Origin of the sequence: Nocardia sp. NPDC052316, assembly GCF_044547795.1 — a bacterium.
Lineage (GTDB): Bacteria > Actinomycetota > Actinomycetes > Mycobacteriales > Mycobacteriaceae > Nocardia.
On the sequence record NZ_JBIUBB010000010.1, the window covers coordinates 1 to 23,194 of the forward strand.

Consider the following 23,194-nt stretch of genomic DNA (forward strand, 5'->3'; position numbering starts at 1 on the left):
ACACCCACATGCCACCGAGCGCGCGATCCGAGCGGACGGTGGCCGATCTCGGACCAGTCCCCTACCGGCATCCTCGGAACGTCCGCAACTGCCGATTGTGGGCGTTTGGTTGCTTGTTCACGGCATGTCGCCGAAGCCCGGTATCTCGCTGAGGTGTGGCTATGGTTTCTGTTGCCTGCGGCGATATTCGGCGGCCCTGGTCTGGTAGTTCTCGTGTTCGCGCGCGTGGTCTGGGGGGAGGTGGGGTGTGTCGGGGGATGTCGTGGCGAAGAACCGCGTGAGCGCGGTGTTCGAGCTCACGGCGAGTTCGGCGGATCGTGGGAACATCGCTGTCTCGTAGCGTGTGATCGCGTCGTCGAGATTGTTCTCTTTGTGGATGGCGTGCGCGAGTTCTGCGCCATCGAGTAACGCGAGATTGGTGCCGTGGCCGCCGAAGGGTGCCATCAGATGGGCTGCGTCGCCGATCAAGGTGACGCCGGGGACATGGTTCCAGGTCAGCGGAGCGGGCAGGGCCCAGAAGCTGCGTGGCACGTAGTCGCCGTCGATGTCGGTGAGCAGTGGTCGCATGAGCGCGGACCAGTGGCTGAATTCCCGCAGCAGGAAGGATCGGACGGCTTCGCGGTCGGTGATGTCCACGCCGGCGGTGACGTGCCAGTCGAGTTCGGCGCGGAAGGCGACGTAACCGCGGACCACACCGTTGCTGTTGCGCTGGACGATCACCGCGCGGCCGTCGCCGTCGGAGGAGAACATGTGGCCGTCACCGACGATCGCGGCGATTTCGGGGTGTCTGGTGTCCACGTCATCGAATCGGGCGTCGAGAAAGCAGACCCCGAGGTACTGCGGGACCGCGGCGGTGAGCAACCGACGAACCGGCGACCATGCGCCGTCGGCGCCGATGACGAGGTCGGCTTCGGCGCTGGCGCCGTTGGCGAACTCCAGTCGGTGCGTGCCACCGCCTTGCGGGGTCGCGTGCAGGAGTTTGTGCCCCCAGGCGACCGTGCCGGGACGCAGGTGCTCATAGAGCATGGTCCGCAGTTGCCCGCGGTCGATCTCGGGAGCCGCGTCGTCGCCCTCGGCGGGAGTGAACTCGGCCAGGACGGTGCCGTGGTGGTCGCGGCGGCTTTTGGCCTGGCCCTCGACCCGGGCCAAAGCCCGGAAAGCGTCCATCAGCCCGGCGTCCTCCAATGCGATCTGGCCGGCGTCTGCGTGCAGGTCCAGCGTCCCGCCCGGGTCACGGGAGTCCACGGCGGTGTCCGCGTCGTACACCGTGGGCTGGATGTCATACCCCTGCAGGACACGGGCGCACATCAGGCCCGCGGGGCCGCCGCCGACGATAGCGATACGGGGTGTGGTCATCGCGGTGGTTCCTCTCGAACTTGTTGCGGCGGTGTGGTTGTCGCCGCTGAATGCAGGCCGGGTCGACCTCGCTTCACCCAGCTTAAGTGAAACCGTGCCAAAAGTATATCAGTTCTAGTTTTCAATCTGTTCTACCCATTCGCTAAGGTGGGCACATGACGGAACCAGGACGCCGCGAGCGCAAGAAAGCCGCTAACCGTCAAGCCCTGGCGGACGCAGCACTGAGGCTGTTTCTGGAGCGCGGCTACGACGCGGTCGGCGTGCGGGAGATCGCCGACGCCGCTGACGTTTCAGTGGCCACGCTGTTCAAGCACTTCCCCGACGGCAAGGAAGCACTGGTCTTCGACCAGGACGCCGACCGTGAGGAAGCGCTCGTCGCCGCCGTCCGCGAGCGCCCGACCGGCCAGTCCATCCCCCAGGCGCTGCGCACGCTGCTGCACGACGAGCGCTCTCGACAGGTCCGCACCGACCCTCGCTTCCCCGAGTTCCTCCACCTGATCGAGGCCACTCCGGTACTGCGCGAGCGCGCTCGGCGCATATGGCTGCGTCACGAAAACGCCCTGGCCGCAGCGATCGTCGCCGACACCGGACTACCCGAAAACGACCCCGCCGCCCAAGCTCTGGCTCACTTCGCCCTAGAAGCCGTCAGCCTCGTCCACGGACGAGACGACCCCGAGTGGGCACTCGACCGGATCTTCACCCTCCTCGACACCGGATGGACAGCCACGACACAGGAATCCGCTCGGCACGACAGCACCTGACCACACGACCGCGCCGCAGACGACCTTCGCAGGCCCATGCCGCGGAGCGCGCGTTCGGCCACAATGATCACCGCATCCCTCGGTCGACCCACACGGAGCCGCGGAGCGAACCCCCAGGGAACCCGTTGCGAAACCGGCCCGCAGATCAGCAGGGTCTCGGAACTCGTGGCCAAATTTCAGAATGATTGGCCATAGCGTGGCCAGTTCGCCATGATTTTGAGATTCGGCTCCCTGTTCCGGCTGCTTGATGGTTGATGATCTTCGCCAGTTGTGTTCCGGGGCAGGAGGGTTCGGGCTGTCGGGCGGTCATTCCTCACAGGACGAGCATGAGCTTGCCGCCGGGGTGGCGGGATCGGCTGAGTTCGGCCGCTTTCTGGATCTGGTCGAGCGTGTAGGTGCGGGCGACCGGTACGACCAGGATGCCTTCGTCGGCGAGCCGGGCGAACTCGTCCATCTGGTCGTAGCGGATCTCGGTGGTGATCCGGACGCCCAGATCGGCCGCGGCGGCGAAGTCCGAGACGGTGAGGACACGGTCGGGGTCGCCGGTCAGTTCGATCAAGGTCGGCAGTGAGCCACCAGCCGGGCTGGGCCGGTCGGCGCGGTCGATCCGGCCGCCGGTCGGCGCCGTGTCCAGGGCGCGGTCGACGGGACCTTCGGACAGTGCCCTGATACGTTCGGCCATGCCGTCGCCGTACGCGGTTACTCGGGCGCCGATCTGTTCCAGGGCTGCGGCCCGGGTCCGCCCGGCGGTGGCGACGCACTCGTCCCGGCGATCGAACGTCGCGGCGTCGAACCCGGCAAGGCGCGCTTCATAATCGACGTGGTGCTAGCGATCCACCGGCACGCCATGCCCCGCTGGCTGTCCGAGCCGGACACCACCCTTTCCCAGTCCGTGGCCCTTTCCGCGGCTGAGCTCAGCGAGGCGATCATGGCGCTGGGTCCGACCAGTTAGTTCTGACGGCTCAGGAAATGCCAGCGAATTGCGACAACCACTGCTGGTCACACCGTGAGACAACCAAGAAACCAGCGGGTCACGCAGCCACCGGGTGCCACGGATTCTGAGACCCTACCCGGGTGCCATTGCGTTCCGAATATCAACTGGGTGCTTGGTGCATGTCGGCCATGTTCTTACGGTCGTTCGCCGGATCGGTGGCGTCCGGTGTGGCGAGATGGGCGAAGACTCCCTATCGAGCGCGCACCAGTACGGCTCGAACCCATTGAGCTACAACGGGCTTGGCCGATCCGCCGCTACGGATGGATGGAAGCTCTGCGCGAAGTACCGCAGCCGGAGATCAGCGTTTGTCGACACGAGCGAAAGGTTCGGGGCGGCATAGGAATTTCCTATGCCGCCTACTGAATTTTCGTCTTTGCCTGTTGTTCTGTCGCCGACATACCGTGAAACAGCTCGACCAGGTGGGCAATCGCGATTCTCCGAAGATTCGCACCCGGGGCACATCGCGCTCCTTTCCGTCGAGCCGTCAAATACGCCATCGAAAGGGACAGCTGACATGAGTACGGTCGAGAACGGCTCGGGAACAAGAGAACTCGCGGGAAAGCGGGCACTGGTGACCGGCGGTACTCGCGGAATCGGCGCCGCCGTGGTGCGCCAACTCCTGGACGCGGGCGCCGAGGTGCTTGCGACCGCCCGATCGGAAACGAGCACGGTACCGGAGGGGGCCGCTTTCGTGGCGGCCGACGTGCGGACTCGGGCCGGTGCGGAGACGCTCGCCGCAGCCGCACAAGAGATGTTCGGCGGGGTGGACATCCTGGTCCACAACGCGGGCGGGGCGGGTCCCTACCAAGGCGCACTGGCGATCCCGGACGAAGCATGGCAGGACGCGCTGGACTTGAACTTCATGGCATCGGTGCGGCTGGACTCGCTGGTGGCACCAGGGATGCGGGACCGGCGTTCGGGGATGATCGTGCACATCTCCTCGGCCGCGGTCCCCACGGTGGCGCCGCCGTTCCTGCACTACACGACAGCGAAGGCGGCATTGGAGAACTACAGCCGCGGATTGGCTGCGGAGTTGGCGCCGTTCGGAATCCGGGTCAACACCGTATCTCCCGGCAGAACCGCCACCCCTGGCGGCGAGGCGACGCGGGAGCAATGGGCACGCCTGGATGCGGGGCCGGGGCAGGACAACACCACCCCGCCGCTGGGGCGCGATGGCCAGCCCGCCGACATCGCCCACGCGGTGCTTTTCCTCGTCTCGCCGCGGGCAAGCTGGCTGACCGGAAGCAGCATCGTCGTCGACGGCGGCGAATTCCCGAGGGGCTGAACAAGTTCGGAAACAACGGAGGAATCCCGGCATGGATGTATACAACGACAAGAATGTGGTGATCACGGGCGGCGGCAGCGGCTTGGGGTTCGCGCTGGCGAAGCTGCTGGTGAAAGGTGGAGCCCGAGTGGTGATTACCGGCCGCTCGCAGGCCGGCCTCGACACCGCGCGCGAACGACTGGGCAAGAACGCGATTGCCGTCCGAGGCGATGTGTCCGCACTATCCGACCTCGATGCGCTGGCGGAGCGGGTAACGGCCGAACTCGGCACGATCGATGCCCTGTTCGTCAACGCCGGCATCGCCTCCCTCACGCCCTTCGGGTCGACAACGGAGCAGATGTTCGACGAGCTGTTCTCGATAAATGTCAAAGGCGCATTCTTCACAGTGCAGAAGCTCGCCCCCCTGCTCAGTCCGGGCGCAGGCGTTGTCCTCACGACCTCGAATGCGAACGTCCTGGGTTTGCCGGACACCAGTGTCTATGCGGCGGGCAAAGCGGCGCTGCGTTCGATGGCCCGCACCCTGTCCCGCGAACTGCTTCCGCGCGGAATTCGGGTCAACGCAATCAGCCCCGGCCCTATCGACACGGGAATTCTGGAAAACACGATGACCGCGGCGGCCGCCGCACAATTCAAAGCCGAACGGGTCGCGGACAATCCCATGCGGCGTTTCGGCACGCCGGACGAGATTGCCAGGGCGGCAGCATTTCTCGCCTTCGACGCCACCTACGCAGTGGGCACGGAGTTCGTCGCCGACGGAGGTGTCACCCAGCTCTGAGGAGGTGGGTACCAGCTCTGCGCCCGCAGGAGTTCGAGCAGCGCCGCCTCTGCCGGACCTGCGTCGCGGCGGACCACGGCGACGACCGGCTGGGAGACGGCCGGGAACACCGGGCGTGCGAGGTGCTTGTCTCCGCGAGGCACCGCCGAGGCGGGGACCAGGGTCGCTCCCAGGCCATGGGCGGCCCAGCGCACGGCCGTCGCCGTCTGGGATACGCGGGCGGCCGTGGTCGGGGTCAGCTTGTTATCGCGCAGCACGCCGGTCAACACACCATCGAGCGCGCTGTCACGGTCGAACCGCACCCACGATTCCCCCTCCAGCTCGCACAGCTCAACCCGCTCCGAGGCGAGCAGCCGATGCCCGGCGCTCAGCACCACGACGAACTCTTCGTACCCGAGGTGCTGGGCGTCGGCGGGGCCACGCTCGCAGGCCGCCATCAAAGCGAGGTCCAGCACGCCCTGGCGACACAGCCGCTCCAGTTCGGCTGAACTCGGCTCCTCGAAGACAGTGACCTCCAGCCGCGGAAAGCGCCGGCGCAGCGCGCTCAGCACGACCGGCAGCTGCCGAGTACCAAAGCCCATCTGCGCCGCGACCACCAACTCCCCCACCAGCTCCTCGGCACCGCCTCGCGCCGTCGCCCGCGCCCGCCGCGCCGCACTCACCGCCACCTGCGCCTCCCGCAGAAACGCACGACCCACCACGGTGGGCACCAGTCCGGCCGGTGTCCGCGCGAACAGCGTCACGCCCAGTTCTCGCTCCAGGTTGCGGATCTGCTGCGACATCGACGGTTGAGCGACATGCAGCAACTCCGCCGCGGCCGTCACCGACCCCGCTTCGGCCACGGCCAGCGCGTACTCGAACTGACGAAGGCTCATCGGCTCCGCCCCTTTCCGGTTGGACCATCACCCAGCCCGCTGTAATCGCTGCAACAACAGGTGCTACAACACCGGAGGCAGCGCGTTTACTCCACGCCTGCTACGACGTTCCACCTTGAACGAACATCCGCATCGTCGTCTCAGCGTCGGCAACCCGCACCGACTTTCGGGAGCGAACACGATGATCGGCTCCGTGGGCGACGGTCTTCACCACATCAGAAAGATCGCCGCCAGGCCCACGACGTAGCCGATGATCATCGCGGACGCACCACCGAGCACCGCCACAAGCCAGGACTTGCCGCGCCGCCGAAGTGTCACCACCACGAGGGTGGTGAGCACGAGAATTCCGATGAGCAAAGCTACGGCAGGTGCGTGATTGGAGTCCACGGTGGTCGAATCGACTCATCGCCAGTCGATGTTTCACCGAGCTGGGCGGCCAGGAGATCACGGCCGAACTGGCTATGCCCAGCAGAGGTGTGCGCTCATGCCGCAGGGCCCGCGGCCTACGGATGAGATCTACTGTGGCGCAGGGCATCTGACAATGCCTGAGCGCATCCGGTGGGGAGAACACTCTGGCAGCAGCCGACTGCCGCGTCGGTCACGTTCCGGGCTGGGTGCGATTCGGTCGAGCATCGATGATGTCGACATGCTTTGCCTCGGGAGATGCGGGGCTTCACCTGGCAGCTCCACGCCCGGAAGTTTCCGTCCGGGCGCGGAACGGATCCCACGTCGTGGTCGGCGTCAGCGTGCGGGCAATCCCGTTGACTGGTGGGGGTGAGAGGACGCCGCATCGGTACGGCTGGAACGCTTTTCGAGTACGACGAGCGGGACGGTCACCAGCGCCAGGGCGGCACCGATCCAGGGGATGGCGGTGATCGATGCGCCCGCGCCCAAGGCCGATCCGGCCAGTAGGGGGACGAGGCTGATTCCGAGTTGGAACGCTGAGACCGTGGTGGCGCCCGCGAGCGTTGGGGCGTCGGCGGCGAGGGCGAACACGCGGCCGTAGATTGCGGGGTTCAGGACGAATCCGGCGACACCGAGCAGCAGCACGAGGGGAATGACGACGAGTACATTCTCGGCTCCGACGGCCAGAAGTATCGAGGCTGCGGCGATGCCGGTGGCCCCGATGAGCATGGCGCGGTGTGGTAGGCGATCAGAGATCCGCCCACCGACCGCCAAGCCGAGGTAGGAGCCCACGCCGAACAGGACCAGCACCGGTGCCACCCAGATTTCACCGAGTCCGGTGACCGTGATGAGGAGCTCGGCCAGGTAATTGAACGTGACCATGTAGGCGGCGGTGCTCAGCACAGTGATCGCGTAGACGAGCCACAGCCGGGTGTTTCGCAGTGTGGCGAACTCGGTGCCGATGTCGATGTTCTTCGCCGCCGAGGTCGGCGGCATAATCAGACCGACCGCGATCGCCGCGCCGAGCGTGAGCGCGATCACCAGCCAGAATCCGCCCTGCCAGCCGGTCCGGTAACCGATCAGCGTGCCGGCGGGGCCACCGAGGATCATCGCCAACCCGAGTCCGCTGACCACTACGCCCGATGCGCGCGCTGCCCGATCCGCCGGCACGAGGCCGACGGCGGTCGACGCCGCGACCGCGAAGAATCCAGCGTAGGCGAGCCCCGCGGCGAAGCGCGTGACCAACAGTGCCGGATAAGTACCGATGATCAGGCCGATCGCGATGCACGCCGCGAACCCCACCTGCGTCACGACCAGCGCGATGCGCCGGGGCCAGCGGAGACTGAGAATCGCGAACGGCGGACCGCCGACGACCACGCCGATAGCGAAGCTGGTGATCAGCCCGCCCACAGCGGCCACGCTGACATCGATATCGGCAGCGACCGCGGGCAAGACGCCCGCCAGCAGGAACTCCGCGCTACCCATGGCGAAAAGGCCGAACGCCAGCAGGTACACACCGACTGGCAGGAATCTCGTCTTCGCGGCGTTGCCGGCTTCGGATACGTTGACACTCATCGGTTTTCATCGACTTTCACTCGAGCTGAAGGACAGATTCGAGCGTGCGTGACCCACTGCGAATGTGGCAAAAACTGTTGCTGAATCAGGAACAGGTAATCGACTTCGACTTCGGATCGCGGAACCCGGCGGATGTGCGCAGGGGTAGCCAGCCTGCTGGCCGCGGCGACTCTCGTCCGGTCCGGAGGTCTGCGTGTAACCGATACCGCCACCGAGGCTGCGGTTGTGCCGGGATGTTGTGCTGGACTTCCCGAAAGTAGAAGCGGTGCTGGTGGATGCGCCTCACCATCGGAGCCCGCAGCTCTCACTGGCGGGGAACGCACGCACATGCCGATGAGCGTGCGTTCGGTGACAGAATGTGCCATGGGGCGCGATCGGCTACCGCGTCTTCGGCGGCATGGCTCAATTCCTAGCGCCCGCACACCCCCCGATCAGCCCACCGAGCCGTACCGGCATCATCACCGGCACGGGACGGTCGATCACCTCCGCGTTCGCAACTCCCTATTGCCTACCCTTTCTTCCCCCCGGCCTTACCCTTCCCACCCGCGAGCTCCTTCCCGGACTTCGATTCCTTGCCGGTCATACACTCCTTGAACTTGCTGTAGTTCTCCGACGACGTGACGCACTTGGTCGTGGTTGCTTCGGCGTCTGCCGAAGCGTGTCCGCCCTGTAGGACACTCATCAACGTCATTGCCGCGATTCCGGTCAAGACCGTGCCGGTGAACTTCCGGGATATCCGCATTACATACCCTTCTAGTTGATTGAATGTCAGAACCGTTAAGCATCTGTAGTTCGAGGCCGTGTGGTAACCGGATGGGGTACTGACTAATCCGCACATGCGCTCACGATCGGTACAAGGGTGAAGGGCACAGTTGTTCTTGCGGTCGGATGTACGGAGCGGGCCCGGTCCCGGCGGGAATTCGACTACGGCATCACCACTCTGGATCGTGAGTTCGATGAAGTCTGTGAGCAGGTCGAACGTGGCCTGGAACAACAAGCCGTCCTCGCCCGGCCTGAACAGCTTGACCCCTGCCCAGCGCGAAGCGATCAGCCTGGCCTACTACGGCGGGCGAACCTACCTCGAAGTCGCCCACTACCTCGGCATCGGACTGCCCACCGTCAAAGCCCGCATCCGCGACGGACTCCACCGGCTCAAACGCCGCATCCGATAAACCGCCCCCACAGGGCGTGGAGGGTCACCGATCCACGGGGCGGTCGGTGCCGAATCTGGTTGTGGTACTCCTGCTGTGGACGCACGATCCCCATCGGGGTGTGCCTGTTCGGATACGAGCTGCCGAGTAGGTCACCTCCTCGGCAGCGCCCATTCCAAGCCAACCACGCCACGCAAATGTGCCGTGAACGCTGTCCGGGGTAGCACCGACCCGGTGCGGACCGGACAGGGCAGATCCATGGGACGCCAACGCACGAAAATGCCGCTGAGCGCTCGGTCGGCGCGCTCGTAACCGACGCTGCAGCGACGCGCCCTCATGCGATTTCTGGTCGGACGACGTTGGGTGCGAGGGGAAGTCGGGGACGGTCCAGCTATCTGTGCCGAGCGCTTATCATCCTGGCTTCGGTCGGTCATCAGTCTAGGTAGGGCTGGTCACCTTGGTAGAGCGGACGCTGATCACGGCGCTCCAGCGCGGCCATCGCCCACTTCATCTCCGGATGCTCGGCTACGCTAGGGAAATGGTCTCGGACCTCTTCCGCCGTGATCGGTGGTGCGTCCACCCGCGCGATGCGCAGAACGGTCGGGGCGAGTCCTTCGGCATGGTAGGCGGCGAGCTTGTGGTGTCCGTCGAGAACGAAGCCACTCCATAGGTTTTCGGCGCCGGCGCGCAGGGTGATGACCACTGGGCGTGCGCCCTGGCGGATTGCTGTGCGATACCGCTCGACCGTCCCGGTGCCGGTCGGCGGCCACTGCTCGGTCGGTGTCAGCCAGTCCTCCAACGGGTAAACACCGCTCGGTTCGTCGGGCTTGGGTTGGCTAATGCCCCACTTCGTCGAGCTGTACCAAGCCTGGAAGCCTTCGACGATCCGGTTGGTTACCGGTTCGGGGGATCGAAACTCGTAGCGGCCGACGGCCATCAGCGTGAGCAGCGGCGCGAAAATTTCGGCGAAGCTCCCGTTGCTGTAGCCCTCGGTGGTCAGCTCACGCATAGCCTGCAACTCTTCGGGCCGGGGCGCACGCTCCGGCGCTCGCACGAACAATCGGCCGATGCTGCCGGCGAAATCGGCTATATCCAGCCCCGCTGCGGCCCCACCCAAATAGAGCAGGCTTTGACCGTACTGCCCGTGCGATCCGCAATCGCCCCGGACATCGATCACTCCCACACCGTCTGTCACGTCGACTACCTCGATGTTCACCTGCTGGACCGTACCCTCCGACGACTGTCGAAAGGGTCTGAGCCATCGCGGAACTAGAACTTGCGGCGGACCATGAAGGTAGCGACCGCGCGGGCAGATCTCCCGGGACACGTCCGAACTATGGCGAGAACCAATGTCGCACGGCCGCGCTCGCCAATGCCGGTGCGTGTGGCCAGCACCGCGAGATCTTTTGCGCCGCAGTACATCCTCTTCTGCCGCTGGGCGGGCGTTGGTTAGTCGATCAGATCGGTTGGCTGGCAGGGCTTCCCAACGTTCGGTATTGCCGATTGCGCGAGGTATTACAGGTTGTATCAGTGGCCCATGCCCATGCCGCCGTCGACCGGGATGATGGCACCGCTGATGTAGGCGGCTTCGTCGGAGGCAAGGAAGCTGATGGCCGCGGCGACTTCGTCGGGTCGGCCGATACGCGCCGCCGGTATCGCCTTCAAAGCGGCCTCGCGCGCGTCGTCGGATACCTCTTGCTGAGTCATGTCGGTATCAATGAACCCCGGGGCGACCACATTGGCGGTGATGTTTCGTGACCCGATCTCGCGGGTGATCGCGCGAGCCATGCCCACCAATCCCGCTTTGGCGGCCGCGTAGTTCACCTGGCCGGGAATACCGGACTGACCGGCGATCGAGCCCAGGAAGATGATCCGCCCGAACCGAGCCCGCAACATCGCTCGGTTGGCTCGCTTGGCGCAGCGCCATGCACCGGTCAGGTTGGCATCGAGCACGCTGGTGAACTGCTCCTCGCTCATCCGCATCAACAAGGTGTTGTCGACCATGCCGGCATTGGCGACCAGCACCTCGACCGGTCCGTGTGTGGCTTCGACTTCGCTGAACGCCGACTCGACCGAATCGGTGTCGGTGACATCGCATTTCACGCCGAGCAGCCCCTCTGGGACGCCAGATCCCCGGTGGGTGACAGCCACCTTGTGTCCGTCGGCGGCCAACCGTTGCGCGACCGCCAGACCGATACCGCGATTACCGCCGGTAACCAAAACAGACCGAGAGATGAATGTCGACATGCCATCAACCTATCCGGACCACGCGTAGGGTGTTCGAAGCGACGCCGACTGCGGCACAAGCATTCCTCATGAGCCGCTGGGTCACGGCGGACGATCAACTGGGCGGTGGCCATGCGGGCCCGCGCGATCCGGCTGCTCGGGGGGCGGCAGTGCTGGATGTCAGCCGGTCTCACAAACGTCCGCCAATTCCGCTGACCGTACTGGACGAACCTGCCCGGGGGCTGCGGTGGAAGATCAACTGGGAGTAACGGTCCGGGGCTGACAGAACGCCACCCGCGCAAGGTGCATGCAAGATCGACGCAAGCGTCGACAGCGCCGCGGTGGGTAGCGTCGACGGAGTGAAAGATGATCGAGAAAATATGGCACCGCGACCGTTTCGGTTCTCTGTCGGCATCGGCGGGGCTGATTCGCGCGCCGAGTGGCGGAAGAAGGCACAACAGGCCGAAGATCTGGGCTACGACGTGATCACAGTTCCCGACCATCTGGGCATGATCTCGCCGTTCCCCGCGCTAATCACCATGGCGGAGGCGACCGATCGCGTGCGCGTCGGCACCATGGTGCTGGACGGGGCCTTCTACCGATCAGCGTGGCTGGCCCGCGATGTCGCGAGCGTGGCGCAACTGACCGACGGGCGGTTCGAATTCGGGCTCGGTGCCGGACCAGATTTCGCGAAACCCGAATTCGACGCCCTGGGGCTGCCGTTCCCGAGCGGGCGGCGACGTATCGAGCACCTGCACAACCTGATCGTCGAGACCAAGGCGCTGTTCGCAGGCGATCACCAACCGCCGGTGCGTCACCGCATTCCGCTACTGGTGGCCGGAGGCGGCGAGCGCCTGCTGCGGGTGGCCGCCGAACACGCCGACACCATATCGTTGGCAGGGATACCCGTCGATGCCGATATCGACTCCGACGCGATCGGCAACGCCGCGCTCGGCCGCCGCTCCCAGTTCGTCCGTGACGCTGCCGGAACACGTTTCGCCGAAATCGAACTGGGACTGACGGTGCAGGCGGTAGAGGTCGAGGGGCACGGCGAGGTCGATCTGACACTCCCGCGCATGTTTCAGCCCACCTTCTCCGATGCGCAGCTGCGCCACCTGCCCGGGTTCCTCCACGGGTCAGCACGCGGCATCGCCGACACCCTGCGCCGTTACCGTGACGAGTACTCCGTCAGCCATTTCTCGGTCAACGAGGCGCAGATGACCGCGCTGGCGAAGGTGATCGAAGACCTTCGCTGAACGCTGCGACATGGCGCCGGTCGCACTGACCGAACAGGCCAGCCGGAATGTCGGAAGCTTTAACGCCCCGAGACGATCCGGGGCCAGCGAAACATCCTCTCCTGCCGACGAGCGAATGTGCGGAGGGGCCACTGGGGTGGTTACGCGGGCCGGCAACGTCTTTCATTTGGCGGTTATCTAATCATGCGAAAATCCGCTGGTGTGGTCGATGTCAGGCAGTCCGGATGGGTGAGATGTTGTGTAGTAACACAATTCTCGAGAGCTATCGGGTGATCGTCTGTGGCTGCACGTCACCTTCGCGCTAACGAATAAGGGCTCGTGGATAACCTTTCAGGGAATCGTGAAGCACCGACGCAGTGCCGCATGTCGTTTTATACTCAAGAGTTAACGTTTTTCCCACCAACGGTTTTGAAAAAATGGGGGTTACCGTGCGTACACGCAACTTACGATCATCGCAGAGAGCGGCTGTGGTCGTATCGACGCTCGCGGCTGTCGCGGGTTTGACCCTGGCCGTGGCGCCTAACGCGGCCGCCGACGAGACGGCCACGTTCAGACTCGTCTACGGTGCGACCTACTTCATTGGCACGATCGAGTTCTACAACCGGTCGGTTCTCATCGCCGGCAACCTCCGCGGCCTGAGTACCGGTTGCCGCCGGGGATGGGCTTTTGCAGAGAATGGCTCGTGGCTGGACTACAACAGCACAAGCGCCACGTGTACGGGGCCCGTTTATCGGGAGATCCCGCTCAAGATCGACGTGCCGGGTGGTGTCGCGAAAGTCGATGTCCACCTAACGGAGGCCGACGGCAACACCCTTGCGGACTGCACCGTCCTCCGCGGAGAGGAATACTGCTTGCCACTAGAATGACCGATGTGATTTCCGCCGGGCAGCGGGGGCGAAGCAGCCGGATGCCGGATGTCTCGGCCCTTCATACAGGCGGGCGTCTCCGTCGGCACCAGTACAGCGGTCGACTCGGCAAGGAGCGTCGCAGCCACCTGGTCCGCCGAAGTCGGAAGAGTAGTGCAACAAATGAATATGTGCGCTCCCACCGGTTGGACCTCCGACGGCCGATTGAGACACCCCACCTGGCGCGGGCTCCGACCGGACAAATCCGCCTCACCAGTCAAACGGCCGGAATAGCATTCGCTGGCCGAAGGTCAACGGGCAGAGATCATCTCGGCTGGCAGGACGTGCGGTGGTGCCGATTGTCGAGTGTTGAAGTTCAGGCTGGGAATTCGTAGTTCTCAATCGCGAGTCCGCAGGATCTTCACCGAATCCGGTTTACCGACCGCTTCCTTCGACCGTTCGACGGCCCGCTCCTCTTCCTCCGCCGCGCGGTCGGCGACCCTTTCATCCCTGACCTCCCTGGGGCTGTCGCCGTTGGCGTCGGCCATGGCGTCGGCGGCTGCGGAGGCGGCGTCCTTGGCGGCTTCGGTGGCGATTCGGGCGGCGTCGGCGGTGGACGCGGGGCCGGATGCGAGCCCGGCTGGATGAAGTAGCAGTCGATCCGGCCGGCGGGGAGGCTGGTTCTCTCCTCGGTGTCCTGTGTCCGCGCTGGCGGATCGAGCAGGTTTCGCGGTTCTACGCGAGGACGTTTTCAGCAGGCTTGGTCAGCGATTTGGCTGCAAAGGGCCGCAGCCCATCCGTGTGGCGATCGGCACCGAATCTCTTGTGGCACTCCTGATGCGGACGCACGATCCGATCCGGTGCCGTTTCGGATACGAGCTGGCGAGGAGGTGCCTGGTAGGTCACCGCCTCGCCAGCGCCGAACCGAAACCACCAACTCGACGCCTCGCGGCGGACCGACGAACTCTACGGACCCGGCGCGAAATTGCTTCCATCCGCAACTGCGTCCGCGCGGTCGGCGTACTGGCGCACCGTGCCGCTGGGCGCGCGTTCTGCGCCGGAGATCCACTGCGGCGCTGAACGTCCGGTATTGCCGATTACGTGTTGTCGCCGCACGGGGCCTGGCAGGTAGGTAGCCCTTCGAACTGCGGTGCGGGCGTTGGTTGATGGCGGCGATCAGACATGGTCGGCGACGACCTAGTCACCATCGGAAATGATTGGTTCCGTCGGCAAGGGTACGTGGTGTCGCCGAGGTCGATCGAAGACTCAGCCTCCGACAACATGATCGGGCTGGATGTGCAGGATCACCCGCTCGACACCCCGCCGCTCCTGGTAGGGGTAGGTGTCCTGACCCAGGTATTTGTGCGCCAGCTGGTCGAGGAACGTCTTTTGTGGATCGAGCTCGATCTCGACTACACGGCCGCGCACTTCCAGATAGCGGTAGGGGTCCTCTGGGTCGAGGATTGAGACCGATACCCGTGGGTCCCGCCGGATGTTGCGGTACTTTTGCCGGTCGGTGCCAGTCGAGATGAGCAGTTGACCGTTCGCGGCGTCGAACCACACTGGATGTGACTGCGGCTCGCCATCCGGCCCGAGCGACGAGAGGTGCGCGAAGCTCTTCTTGTCGAGCAAATCGATGTGGCTGTCGGGGATCTCGGCACGCCGCGTCTTGTTCCCAGTGAGCCGGTTGATGCTGTCGATATCGCTGGCAGCATCCCGGATGATCTCGGCCATTATTTTCTCCCTACCGTTGCGAATATGGGGCCGGTGAACTCAATAACAATGTCGCGCCCCTGAAAACGGACTGTGTTGCCCCGAACAGGCAGAAACCCAGACCCTGGTCATCGGCGCAGGTTTCGATGGTGTGCGGTCATCCAGAGTGGATCCCGTCAACACGATGTCGCCGCGCATGGACGGAGTCTCACACAGACCACCGACAGGCAAGGCGACTCGAGAACCTGCCTGCCCTCAGGCCGGACATCTACCCTCGCAGGCAGGCGCATCGCCCGGACCGGTCCTTCCCCTCGCCCGAAGACGATCCCACGCACATGCCGCGGAGCGCGCGCTGGTCGATCGCTCAGATACGTTGGTCGACAAGGCTTCCCAACGCACGCAAATGCCGATGAGCGCGCTTGCCTGACGTCGGCGTTGCAGTGTCTGCGACTGGAACGGCAAACGCAGGGGTCGTCGCACCCGCAGTGAACTCAGAAGCCCGCGGCGCTAACTCGGGGGCGGGCAGACGCAGAAGCCTCAAACCCGAACATAGATCGCCTGATTGGGATCTACCAGCGTCGGTATCGCGGGCCCGTTGCCGAACAGGATGAACACCGCCGGTTCGGTCGCATCGGGCAGGGCTCCATCGTAATGGGGTGCCCCCGCTCGGCGGATGGCATATTGCCCCGCGGTGACCGGCTGGGTCGAGGCGAGGTCTATCCGAGTACTCGCACCGATGTTCCAGGCTCCCGACACCCCGATCGAATGCCGATCGACCGGGTAGACGTGCGGGGCACTCATCCACCCAGGAAACCAGCGGGCATAGCAGACGTAGAAGCCGGGATCGCTGAACATGCCAATGATCGGCGCGTATTCCCAGCTCTGCGGTGGGGCTCCCGGCGGCGGCCGCCATCCGCCCTCGGCGATGTCGACGATGGTCGTGCCCCATCCCGGTGACCGACCAGGAACGACCGGGTCGGCAGGCGGGCCGAACAGACCGCCGGGATCCAGCGGTCCAGCGGTCGCGTCGGGTGCCGAGAGCCCGGCCAGCACCGGAAGCAGCAGGGCGGGCAGGGTCAACGCGTCACGTCGACGCAGGGACGGTGCTGAAGAATTCGGTTCGGCCTTGCGGTTGTCGGGCGTGGTCATACCGGCCTCCTGCGGGAAGAGGGGGAGGTTTCCGAACTCGGGCAGACGAACACGGATCGACGTCACCGTACGGCTAGATATTCGTCCAACTAGCAGCTCTGGATGGGACGGCGCGCCGCTTCTTCGACAATTCGAGATGTCGACCACCGACTCCGCATCGAGGGCGACACGTTCACTTCTCAGCGATGAGGGCGCATCTCGGGCTGGATAGCTCGTCTTGGCCGCGTCACACGCACAGCCGGTGCCGACACCGCTAAACGTCCGATATTGCCGCGGGGCGCGCTGAGCGATACGGCCAAACCGCGGCAGGCCGAACGCACTCTCCTGCCGAATTACGTGCCGTTCTGCCGAGCCGGATCAATTCGTGCCAGCGCCCTGCGTCAGCGAAGAACGCCCGCCGCGCGCGGGGCGAGGGTTTGGTCCTGCCTCCGTCGCCTGCGCGGACTGTTGGGTTGTGGTCAGTGGAGCCAGGTGAGGGCGGCGGTGGTCATGGCTTTCCCGCCCGCGGTGATCGACGGTTCGACCACCGGGGCGTACCTTGCGGTGTGCAGGCCGGGGATCCCGGTGGTATTGCGCCCATCGGCGTAGTCCTGCATGAACTTTCGTGGGTCGGTGTCGCTGTCGCCGAACAGGGCCGGGTCGAGGACCCCTGAGAACCAGTAGCAGATCGGCCGCCATCGTGCGATCAGGTCAGATTGGTGAGCCCGTCGATAATCCGATCGGTCAATTGCTGTTGGCGCGCCTCGGTGATCCCGTCGACCGGTTGCAGCACACTGATGGTCAATCGGCCGCCGTAGGTGTACACGAGATACATGGCTGCGTTCGTCGGGAAACTGGGGCTTGCCAATCGAATGTCGGTAATCGCAAGCTCCGCAGGCACTTTCAGTTCGGGAATCCGCCCCACATTGCCGATGTAGGAAATCGGCGGAGCAGCGGCCGCCAACTGCGGTGTCGGGAAGAATCCGATACTGGAGTACACGGCCTGGCCGTCGGCCACGCGAGCCCTGATATCGCTGACGACCGTCTCACCCAACCGCAGCGGCGGGTCGTCGGGGCCGACCAACTGGCCGGTGATCACGTTGCCGATGCCGTTGGTGATATCGAGTACCTCGATCGGGAGCGGCAGTAACGCGCGGAAGTCGACCGTGGATCGGACCAGCATCGGCACCGATCCCGTGCGATCGATCAGACTGCGTTCGGCCGCGATCACCGCACCGGCAACGGCCGCGTGCATGGTGGTACCGCGCGCACGTACGGCCTCGATAATCCCCGTCGTCCGGTCCGCGTCCAGCTGCACGGTAGTGAGCCGGGCCAAGCTGGTCGCACCGGTCAGATGCGTTGCGGGACTCTGAAATTCGGTCGGCGGCAGCTGGGGTGGATGCGCGTCGTGCGGATCGAGCAGTTGCTGCGGCCCGAACGGTATCGGCCGCGGCGCGGCCGCGCTCAGTTCGCCGACTTCGACGAGCGCGGTGTAATTCGCCCACACCTCCCACACCAGCGCAGCGGCGGCGTTACCGTCGGCGATCACATGATTGAACGTGAAAGCCACCGCCGCGATGTCACCGCGCCGCACCACCTGAAGCCGAGCTACATGCTCGGACTGGTCGAGCGAATCCACGGGGGCACTGAGGAATTCGTCCGGATCACCGTCACTGATCTCGAACGGCAAGGCGTATGGCTCCTGCGGTTCCAAGTAGTAACGGTCCCCGGCCTGCCCAATCCGCGCGTACAGCACCGGGTTACGGTCGGTCAACGCGAGGAATGCCGCGCGGAGTAGATCGATGTCGAGTCGACCAACCGCCAGCATGCCGTATTTCAAGACCGCTCGCCGTTCGGCGAAGTATTTCTCGAGATCGCCGAGTGAGCGACGCGGCCCGGCCGGTCTCAATATGTCAGTCATTCCATTGCCGCCTTTCACTTCGCGGTGACGGGGCCACGACATCGAACATTCCGCTGCGCGCGGACCATGCCCCATCCGGGTTGCCCACCGCCAGGCAGCGTTGGCGGCGATGGACAACCCACATGGGAAAACTCCGTCTCAGACAGCCCGTCGATGATCGACGGGATCGGGGCGCGTGCGCGTGGTCGTCTCGATGTCGACCTGCAGGGTGTTGAGCAGGATGGCGAGGCCGGAATAGAGCGCGACCACGATCATCAACTCGACCACGGCCCGATCGTCGAGGTAGCGGTGCGCCTGGTCGAAAACTTGGTCGGACACGTCTCCCTGGTTGGCCAATGCGGCGACGACGAGGCCGAGCACGGCACGTTCGGCGTCGGTGAACACCGGATCGGTGAGCCTTCCCGCGGCGAGTGCGTCCCGTTGAGACTGGGTCACGCCGACTTTCTGCACCAAGCCCTCGTGCTGGGCCGCCTCGTAGGCGCAGTGGCAGTGGTGCGCGATGAGCAGGATCACCATTTCCCGCAGTCGGGGGTCGAGTGCGGATTCGGCCAGCATGGCGAACCGGGTTTCGAGCACAGGCCCGACCACGGTGTCCGCGTGCGCCAGCATCCGGTCGATATTCGAATCGCCGAACAGTTTCACCTGCGCCCGGACCTGCGGCGTCAGGGCGGCGAGATCGCCATACGGCAAACGAGCCATCAAAGCCTCCTTGTGATACCAGCGGGTCGCGACCGCTGCGATCGGGCGCCTTCGGCTTACGGTCGTCCGGGGCGGTTACAGTTCGAGCCCGGGCGGGAGCAGCAGAGCGTCGACATCCATGCCGTACAACAGGTTCGAGATGCGCCACAGGCCGTCGCTGGTGCGCTGGAAGCCGAACCGGAGGAACTCGAGGTGGGCGAGCGCGGGCGCGGCGTCGTCGGCGATGACCGACGGCATATAGGCGTAGGCGATGGCCCGGTCCTCGGCCAGGTCGCCCACCACCACGTTGGTGTAGATGTGGCGTGGTTGGCGGGGGAAGTACGGCCACACGGTCGTCAGTTGGTCCACGACCGCGGACAAGCCCTGAACCGAAGGCAGCTCTTTTCCGCCGCGGAACTGTCCGGCATAGACCGATTGAAAGACGACATCGCTGGTCAAACAGTCCGCTAGGGCCTCGCGGTCGCCCTCGTCGAAGGCCCAGCCGTAGCGGGCGATCCGATCGGCGATCATCAGCCGATCCAGCGCATCACCGGGCTTCCCGATGACGGCCGGTGGCAGAGCGACCACCCCCGCGGTGCTGGCCCAACCCATCGGGGCCCCCGCCTCCGGGACTGCACTGCCGTCGCGGGAATCGGTGTGCTCGATATCTTTTGTCGTTTCCGTCATCGGTATTACCTCCGTGGTTGAAATACAGCGATATTTCTCGGAATGGTGAATTCACTGGTGCCACACCGTCTTCTGTGATGTCGGCGGGTTACGACTGCTGCGAGCCGACCACGCGGGTGTAGAGGGTGATGATGCGGTTATTGCCAGGGCTTCCGCGCTGGCCCGAGGGCACCCAATCCGTGTCGACCCGGATCGGGCATCCTCGTTCGGGGCGGTTACAGGTCGACCCCGGGCGGGAGCAGCAGAGCGTCGACATCCATGCCGTAGGTGAGGCTCGAAATGCGCCACAGGCCGTCGCTGGTTCGGCGGAATTCGAACCGCATGAACTCGCAGTAGGCGAGCCGGGGCGCGGCGTCGTCGGCACTGATCGACGGCATATAGGCGTAGGCGGTGGCCCGGTCATCGCCCAAATCGCCCACCACGACGTTGGTGAAGATGTGGCGGGGCTGGCTGGAGAAGGCCGACCACACGGTCGTCACCGTGTCCATGAACGCCCCCACACCCTCGCTCGCGGGCAGCTCCGTTCTGCCGTGGAACTGTCCGGCATAGACCGATTGATACGTGACATCGCTGGTCAAACAGTCCGCCAGCGCCTCACGGTCGCCTTCGTCGAAAGCCCAACCGTAGCGGGCGATCCGATCGGCGATCATCAGCCGATCCAGGGCTTCGCGGGGCTCGCCGACGGTGGCCGGCGGCAGAGCGACCACCCCCGCGGCGCTGGCCCAGCCCATCGGGGCCCCCGTCCGAGGGACAGCGCTGCCGTCACCGTGGTCGGTGCGCTCAGCATCTTCGATCGTTTCCGTCATCGGTCTTACCTCCTTGACTGCGGTGCATGGAAGTTTCCGAGGTTCGATGCAAATTACTTTATAGCCAAAACTGTTTTAGCAATATGTGACCCTCAGTACACTCACCTGCCGTGTGGCGGAAACCGGCATACACCGGCATGATTTATGATCGAAGTACTTTTGCTGCGAAATAAAAGGAGAACGGTGTCACTGCAGGAGACCGCCGATCGGCTCGATCGCGTGCTCGGACCGTTGCGCCGAGTGCTCGGGCGCTACATCCGGCGCACCGGCGAGGTCACGGATGTGTCCGAGAGCCAGGTCGAGCTGTTGCGTGCCCTGCCCGAGCACGGCACGATAGGCCCGCGGCTCGTGGCCGAGCGGATGCGGGTGGCCCCGTCGACGGTCAGCAATCTCGTCAAGGGCCTGGCGAAGGCCGGTCTCGTGGAACGGGTCAGCAACCCCGACGATTTCCGCGCCGTCGGACTGTCGCTCACCCCCGCCTCCCGCGAGATCCTGGATCGCTACAACCAGTTGAGTTCGACCGCTCTGGCCAGGGCGTTGCAGCAACTGAGCGCACGTGAACAGCAGGCCTTGCAGCGGGCGCTGCCCGTGCTGGAGAAACTGGTGGCCGTGCTGGAAGCCGAGAACGGCGCCTAGCCGGGGGATCACGCGAAAATCCTCGCCACGAACGCAACGCTGTCGGGCTTCGGCGGCTACTACCAACAACATCCGATAATCAGCGAAGACGTTCTACAGCAGACGGCTTCGGCTCATCTCAGCCACTGACTTCAGTCGACAAGAGTGCGCGCTCATGCCGCAACCCGCGCGTTTCAAACCTCCAGCGTGATGCGTGAAAGACCCACAGGCTGGGCGATTCTCGACCGGTGGCAGGTCCGGCCAGCGTTGCGCCGATCAGCGCGCCGCCAGGGTGGGGACGGCCGAGTCGGTCTCCGGAGGGGGCAGCGATGTCATAGGTGGATGTGATGATCGGACAATGTCCGTCTCCCCCATCGAAGAATCCCTGCGGCGGATCGACTCCTGGCTCGCCGCGCACGCACCGCGCACCTACGCATCGCTGCGGCCTCCAGCCGCATCGGAGGCCATCAGTGCCGCGGCTGCCGAACTGGGGGTGGAGTTCCCGGCTGATCTGGTCGCGTATCTGCGCCATCACGACGGAGTCTCCTCCGGGGAGGGGAGTTTCAGCTTCCCCGGCTATCAGCCCTACACTCTCGCCGAGATCCTCACCTCGAGCCGGATGCACCACAAAGTGTGGGCCGAGCACGGCGAGGACCCGCCGATCGATGGCTACCGGCACCAGGATTTCGTCACCTTCGCCGGCGACGTCACTGCGGCCGCGTTGGTCGTGGACTGCCATCGAGGCGAGTCGTTCAGCGCAGTGGGTGAGCAGGAGAAGTCCGAGGGCGCGAGCTTCGGAAACTGGGCGAGCCTCGCAGCCTTCCTGGAACAGGTCGCTGACTCTCTGGAGGGCAGAACCGTCATGACCGTGGGGCTACCGTACGTCCCTGTCGCCGACGACGGGATGTTGCTGTGGGAGTTCGCTCCCGAGCCCAGATCCGAGCCCCAGTCCGTGCTCGGCCTCGCCTCCGCCGCTGCCGACCCGGTCGTCGCCGCGCCGCAGCGGCCGATCTCCCGTGCGAAACCGACGAAGAACTGGCCGAGCGGATTCGACTCGTTCTGTCTGACCTTCGCCCAAGGCTTGGACGAGACCGAACTCCTGCGCCGGTTCGGAGCGTTGCCCGAGACCCGGCAGCCGCGGGGGCGAAGTAAGGCCGGGGGTGGGAACAGCGCGCTGCTGCCGGTCGTGCGTGTGGGAACCCACGACGGTTGGGCGTTCGGCTTCCAGGAAGGTTTCCATGGTTTCGAGGGCACGCGTGTCGAGGTGCTGCGCCGTGCGTCGCGTGGCACCCGCGCGATGTCGGTGAGCTACTCGACCCAGACCGGTTCGATCGTGGTGTCCCTCTTCGACAACGGCGAACTGGTGACAACTTACGACACCCGATCGGCCGTCGTGCCCGACGGCACGCGCGACCCGTTCGAGGTCTTCCCCGGCCTGCCGCCGCACGACGAGTGGGCGGCGCGCTGGGATCCGGACCGGGGGTGCGTGTCCAGCCTTATGCCGCCGCTCGGTCAGGAATCCACACCCGAGCAGCGTCGCGAACAGTTGCTGGCGGTGTGTGAGGCGGTCGTTCGCCGCTGTGGCGTCCCACTGCCCCCACCCGGCCTGAACGGGGACCTCGACAGCGCGCAAATCCTGCCCCTGCTCCCCGCCGACGGCAACCAGCGGGTATCCGTGCCTGACCGGTTCGCCGCTTTGGTCGACGCCGCGACACCCGAGCACCTACGCCGCGTACTCGCCACACAGATGACCGCACTGGCCGCCGAGACCGGGCTCGACACCTACGACGAGGTCTCCGCCGCACTCCCCCTGCTGAGAGAGGACGATCGCCCCGGCATCGCCGACGATTCGGCCCTGGAGCTACGTCTGCGCCGCGTGCATGCCGAGTCCCGGGTGATGCGCTCCGTCTACGACGACCAGGTTGTCTGGCAGAACCGCGCCATGGCCGCCCGCGCCATGGCCGACGCGCTCCGCCTACCGGTTCGAGAAGCCCTGGGCTTGGTCGTGGTCCTGCGTCAGGACCCGCATTGGCGGCAGGAGTTTCGAAAGCAGCTGGCCGATAACTGATTTGCTCGGTGGTGATGGGCTCGACATCGACTCCGGCCATCGGTCGAGATTGGCAAGGTGGCCAAATCAGCCCA

General features: G+C 65.2%; 24 protein-coding genes. 9 read left to right on the plus strand and 15 right to left on the minus strand.

What is annotated here, in order from left to right; genetic code table 11:
* Nucleotides 1-159: 159 nt before the first annotated feature.
* Entirely contained in the window at nt 160-1,356 is a 1,197-nt protein-coding gene (locus ACIHA7_RS37175) for an FAD-dependent oxidoreductase (protein WP_397296354.1), read from the minus strand.
* 155 nt (nt 1,357-1,511) lie between these two features.
* On the opposite strand from ACIHA7_RS37175, the gene ACIHA7_RS37180 reads away from it, so the two are divergent.
* On the plus strand, nt 1,512-2,117 hold the full coding sequence (locus tag ACIHA7_RS37180; protein WP_397296356.1) for a TetR/AcrR family transcriptional regulator: 606 nt from the start codon (nt 1,512-1,514) through the stop codon (nt 2,115-2,117).
* Nucleotides 2,118-2,430: 313 nt separating this feature from the next.
* On the opposite strand, the gene ACIHA7_RS37185 is transcribed toward ACIHA7_RS37180, so the two are convergent.
* Nucleotides 2,431-2,799, minus strand: a complete 369-nt coding sequence (locus ACIHA7_RS37185; RefSeq protein ID WP_397296358.1) for a zinc-binding dehydrogenase — start codon at nt 2,797-2,799, stop codon at nt 2,431-2,433.
* Nucleotides 2,800-2,940: 141 nt separating this feature from the next.
* Here ACIHA7_RS37185 and ACIHA7_RS37190 point away from each other — a divergent pair, with 141 nt between their 5' ends.
* From ACIHA7_RS37190 to ACIHA7_RS37200, 3 genes are all read left to right on the plus strand, one after another.
* Entirely contained in the window at nt 2,941-3,069 is a 129-nt protein-coding gene (locus ACIHA7_RS37190; protein WP_397296360.1) for a hypothetical protein, read from the plus strand.
* Nucleotides 3,070-3,625: 556 nt separating this feature from the next.
* The gene (locus tag ACIHA7_RS37195) at nt 3,626-4,396 is read left to right on the plus strand and encodes an oxidoreductase (protein WP_397296361.1); all 771 of its coding nucleotides are present in this window, start codon (nt 3,626-3,628) and stop codon (nt 4,394-4,396) included.
* A gap of 55 nt (nt 4,397-4,451) precedes the next feature.
* Nucleotides 4,452-5,171 carry an SDR family oxidoreductase gene (locus ACIHA7_RS37200; protein WP_397296362.1) on the plus strand — a complete coding sequence of 240 codons (720 nt, stop codon included), beginning with the start codon at nt 4,452-4,454 and terminating at the stop codon, nt 5,169-5,171.
* Here ACIHA7_RS37200 and ACIHA7_RS37205 read toward each other — a convergent pair.
* The 3 genes from ACIHA7_RS37205 to ACIHA7_RS37215 all read right to left on the minus strand — a co-directional run bounded on the left by ACIHA7_RS37205 (nt 5,120) and on the right by ACIHA7_RS37215 (nt 8,026).
* Nucleotides 5,120-6,046 (minus strand): LysR family transcriptional regulator, encoded by a 927-nt coding sequence (locus ACIHA7_RS37205; RefSeq protein ID WP_397296364.1) that lies wholly within the window; start codon nt 6,044-6,046, stop codon nt 5,120-5,122. The genes ACIHA7_RS37200 and ACIHA7_RS37205 overlap by 52 nt on opposite strands.
* A gap of 207 nt (nt 6,047-6,253) precedes the next feature.
* Nucleotides 6,254-6,433 carry a hypothetical protein gene (locus tag ACIHA7_RS37210; protein WP_397296366.1) on the minus strand — a complete coding sequence of 60 codons (180 nt, stop codon included), beginning with the start codon at nt 6,431-6,433 and terminating at the stop codon, nt 6,254-6,256.
* Between the two features lie 354 nt (nt 6,434-6,787).
* Nucleotides 6,788-8,026 (minus strand): MFS transporter, encoded by a 1,239-nt coding sequence (locus ACIHA7_RS37215; protein WP_397296368.1) that lies wholly within the window; start codon nt 8,024-8,026, stop codon nt 6,788-6,790.
* A 965-nt stretch (nt 8,027-8,991) separates the two neighbouring features.
* Between ACIHA7_RS37215 and ACIHA7_RS37220 the strand changes: the two genes are divergently transcribed.
* Nucleotides 8,992-9,198, plus strand: a complete 207-nt coding sequence (locus ACIHA7_RS37220) for a sigma factor-like helix-turn-helix DNA-binding protein (protein WP_397296370.1) — start codon at nt 8,992-8,994, stop codon at nt 9,196-9,198.
* Nucleotides 9,199-9,610: 412 nt separating this feature from the next.
* Here the strand turns inward: ACIHA7_RS37220 and ACIHA7_RS37225 are convergent, their stop codons facing one another.
* Entirely contained in the window at nt 9,611-10,393 is a 783-nt protein-coding gene (locus ACIHA7_RS37225) for a hypothetical protein (RefSeq protein WP_397296372.1), read from the minus strand.
* A 311-nt stretch (nt 10,394-10,704) separates the two neighbouring features.
* Nucleotides 10,705-11,424, minus strand: a complete 720-nt coding sequence (gene fabG1 / locus ACIHA7_RS37230; RefSeq protein ID WP_397296374.1) for a 3-oxoacyl-ACP reductase FabG1 — start codon at nt 11,422-11,424, stop codon at nt 10,705-10,707.
* Between the two features lie 338 nt (nt 11,425-11,762).
* Here fabG1 and ACIHA7_RS37235 point away from each other — a divergent pair, with 338 nt between their 5' ends.
* Together ACIHA7_RS37235 and ACIHA7_RS37240 are read left to right on the plus strand one after the other, a co-directional pair.
* Entirely contained in the window at nt 11,763-12,659 is an 897-nt protein-coding gene (locus ACIHA7_RS37235) for a TIGR03621 family F420-dependent LLM class oxidoreductase (protein WP_397296376.1), read from the plus strand.
* 467 nt (nt 12,660-13,126) lie between these two features.
* The gene (locus ACIHA7_RS37240) at nt 13,127-13,525 is read left to right on the plus strand and encodes a hypothetical protein (protein WP_397296378.1); all 399 of its coding nucleotides are present in this window, start codon (nt 13,127-13,129) and stop codon (nt 13,523-13,525) included.
* Between the two features lie 377 nt (nt 13,526-13,902).
* Here the strand turns inward: ACIHA7_RS37240 and ACIHA7_RS37245 are convergent, their stop codons facing one another.
* The 8 genes from ACIHA7_RS37245 to ACIHA7_RS37280 form a co-directional block, all read right to left on the minus strand.
* The gene (locus ACIHA7_RS37245; protein WP_397296380.1) at nt 13,903-14,052 is read right to left on the minus strand and encodes a hypothetical protein; all 150 of its coding nucleotides are present in this window, start codon (nt 14,050-14,052) and stop codon (nt 13,903-13,905) included.
* Between the two features lie 718 nt (nt 14,053-14,770).
* Nucleotides 14,771-15,238, minus strand: coding sequence for a PPOX class F420-dependent oxidoreductase (locus tag ACIHA7_RS37250; protein ID WP_397296381.1), 468 nt, complete (start codon nt 15,236-15,238; stop codon nt 14,771-14,773).
* A gap of 516 nt (nt 15,239-15,754) precedes the next feature.
* Complete coding sequence (locus ACIHA7_RS37255) at nt 15,755-16,366, minus strand: hypothetical protein (protein WP_397296383.1); 612 nt, start codon at nt 16,364-16,366, stop codon at nt 15,755-15,757.
* Nucleotides 16,367-16,824: 458 nt separating this feature from the next.
* On the minus strand, nt 16,825-16,962 hold the full coding sequence (locus ACIHA7_RS37260; RefSeq protein ID WP_397296385.1) for a hypothetical protein: 138 nt from the start codon (nt 16,960-16,962) through the stop codon (nt 16,825-16,827).
* Nucleotides 16,963-17,051: 89 nt separating this feature from the next.
* Entirely contained in the window at nt 17,052-18,266 is a 1,215-nt protein-coding gene (locus ACIHA7_RS37265) for a hypothetical protein (protein WP_397296387.1), read from the minus strand.
* Nucleotides 18,267-18,404: 138 nt separating this feature from the next.
* Entirely contained in the window at nt 18,405-18,965 is a 561-nt protein-coding gene (locus ACIHA7_RS37270) for a carboxymuconolactone decarboxylase family protein (protein ID WP_397296389.1), read from the minus strand.
* A 75-nt stretch (nt 18,966-19,040) separates the two neighbouring features.
* Nucleotides 19,041-19,631: a nuclear transport factor 2 family protein gene (locus ACIHA7_RS37275; protein WP_397296390.1), complete on the minus strand. Its 591-nt coding sequence runs from the start codon at nt 19,629-19,631 to the stop codon at nt 19,041-19,043.
* Nucleotides 19,632-19,846: 215 nt separating this feature from the next.
* Nucleotides 19,847-20,437, minus strand: coding sequence for a nuclear transport factor 2 family protein (locus ACIHA7_RS37280; RefSeq protein ID WP_397296392.1), 591 nt, complete (start codon nt 20,435-20,437; stop codon nt 19,847-19,849).
* Between the two features lie 183 nt (nt 20,438-20,620).
* Between ACIHA7_RS37280 and ACIHA7_RS37285 the strand changes: the two genes are divergently transcribed.
* Both ACIHA7_RS37285 and ACIHA7_RS37290 read left to right on the plus strand, forming a co-directional pair.
* Nucleotides 20,621-21,073 carry a MarR family winged helix-turn-helix transcriptional regulator gene (locus tag ACIHA7_RS37285; protein WP_397296393.1) on the plus strand — a complete coding sequence of 151 codons (453 nt, stop codon included), beginning with the start codon at nt 20,621-20,623 and terminating at the stop codon, nt 21,071-21,073.
* A 337-nt stretch (nt 21,074-21,410) separates the two neighbouring features.
* Nucleotides 21,411-23,120, plus strand: a complete 1,710-nt coding sequence (locus ACIHA7_RS37290) for an SMI1/KNR4 family protein (RefSeq protein ID WP_397296395.1) — start codon at nt 21,411-21,413, stop codon at nt 23,118-23,120.
* Nucleotides 23,121-23,194 lie beyond the last annotated feature (74 nt).

Bases quoted from the DNA above. Each gene is read 5' to 3' on its own strand.
- ACIHA7_RS37260 (WP_397296385.1), bottom strand. From the start codon at position 16,962: ATGCAGGACTACGCCGATGGGCGCAATACCACCGGGATCCCCGGCCTG.
- ACIHA7_RS37270 (WP_397296389.1), bottom strand. From the start codon at position 18,965: ATGGCTCGTTTGCCGTATGGCGATCTCGCCGCCCTGACGCCGCAGGTC.
- ACIHA7_RS37175 (WP_397296354.1), bottom strand. From the start codon at position 1,356: ATGACCACACCCCGTATCGCTATCGTCGGCGGCGGCCCCGCGGGCCTG.
- ACIHA7_RS37250 (WP_397296381.1), bottom strand. From the start codon at position 15,238: ATGGCCGAGATCATCCGGGATGCTGCCAGCGATATCGACAGCATCAAC.
- ACIHA7_RS37180 (WP_397296356.1), top strand. From the start codon at position 1,512: ATGACGGAACCAGGACGCCGCGAGCGCAAGAAAGCCGCTAACCGTCAA.
- ACIHA7_RS37215 (WP_397296368.1), bottom strand. From the start codon at position 8,026: ATGAGTGTCAACGTATCCGAAGCCGGCAACGCCGCGAAGACGAGATTC.
- ACIHA7_RS37205 (WP_397296364.1), bottom strand. From the start codon at position 6,046: ATGAGCCTTCGTCAGTTCGAGTACGCGCTGGCCGTGGCCGAAGCGGGG.
- ACIHA7_RS37255 (WP_397296383.1), bottom strand. From the start codon at position 16,366: ATGACCACGCCCGACAACCGCAAGGCCGAACCGAATTCTTCAGCACCG.
- ACIHA7_RS37185 (WP_397296358.1), bottom strand. From the start codon at position 2,799: ATGGCCGAACGTATCAGGGCACTGTCCGAAGGTCCCGTCGACCGCGCC.
- ACIHA7_RS37275 (WP_397296390.1), bottom strand. From the start codon at position 19,631: ATGACGGAAACGACAAAAGATATCGAGCACACCGATTCCCGCGACGGC.
- ACIHA7_RS37280 (WP_397296392.1), bottom strand. From the start codon at position 20,437: ATGACGGAAACGATCGAAGATGCTGAGCGCACCGACCACGGTGACGGC.
- ACIHA7_RS37290 (WP_397296395.1), top strand. From the start codon at position 21,411: ATGTCCGTCTCCCCCATCGAAGAATCCCTGCGGCGGATCGACTCCTGG.
- fabG1 (WP_397296374.1), bottom strand. From the start codon at position 11,424: ATGTCGACATTCATCTCTCGGTCTGTTTTGGTTACCGGCGGTAATCGC.
- ACIHA7_RS37195 (WP_397296361.1), top strand. From the start codon at position 3,626: ATGAGTACGGTCGAGAACGGCTCGGGAACAAGAGAACTCGCGGGAAAG.
- ACIHA7_RS37245 (WP_397296380.1), bottom strand. From the start codon at position 14,052: ATGGCCGACGCCAACGGCGACAGCCCCAGGGAGGTCAGGGATGAAAGG.
- ACIHA7_RS37265 (WP_397296387.1), bottom strand. From the start codon at position 18,266: ATGACTGACATATTGAGACCGGCCGGGCCGCGTCGCTCACTCGGCGAT.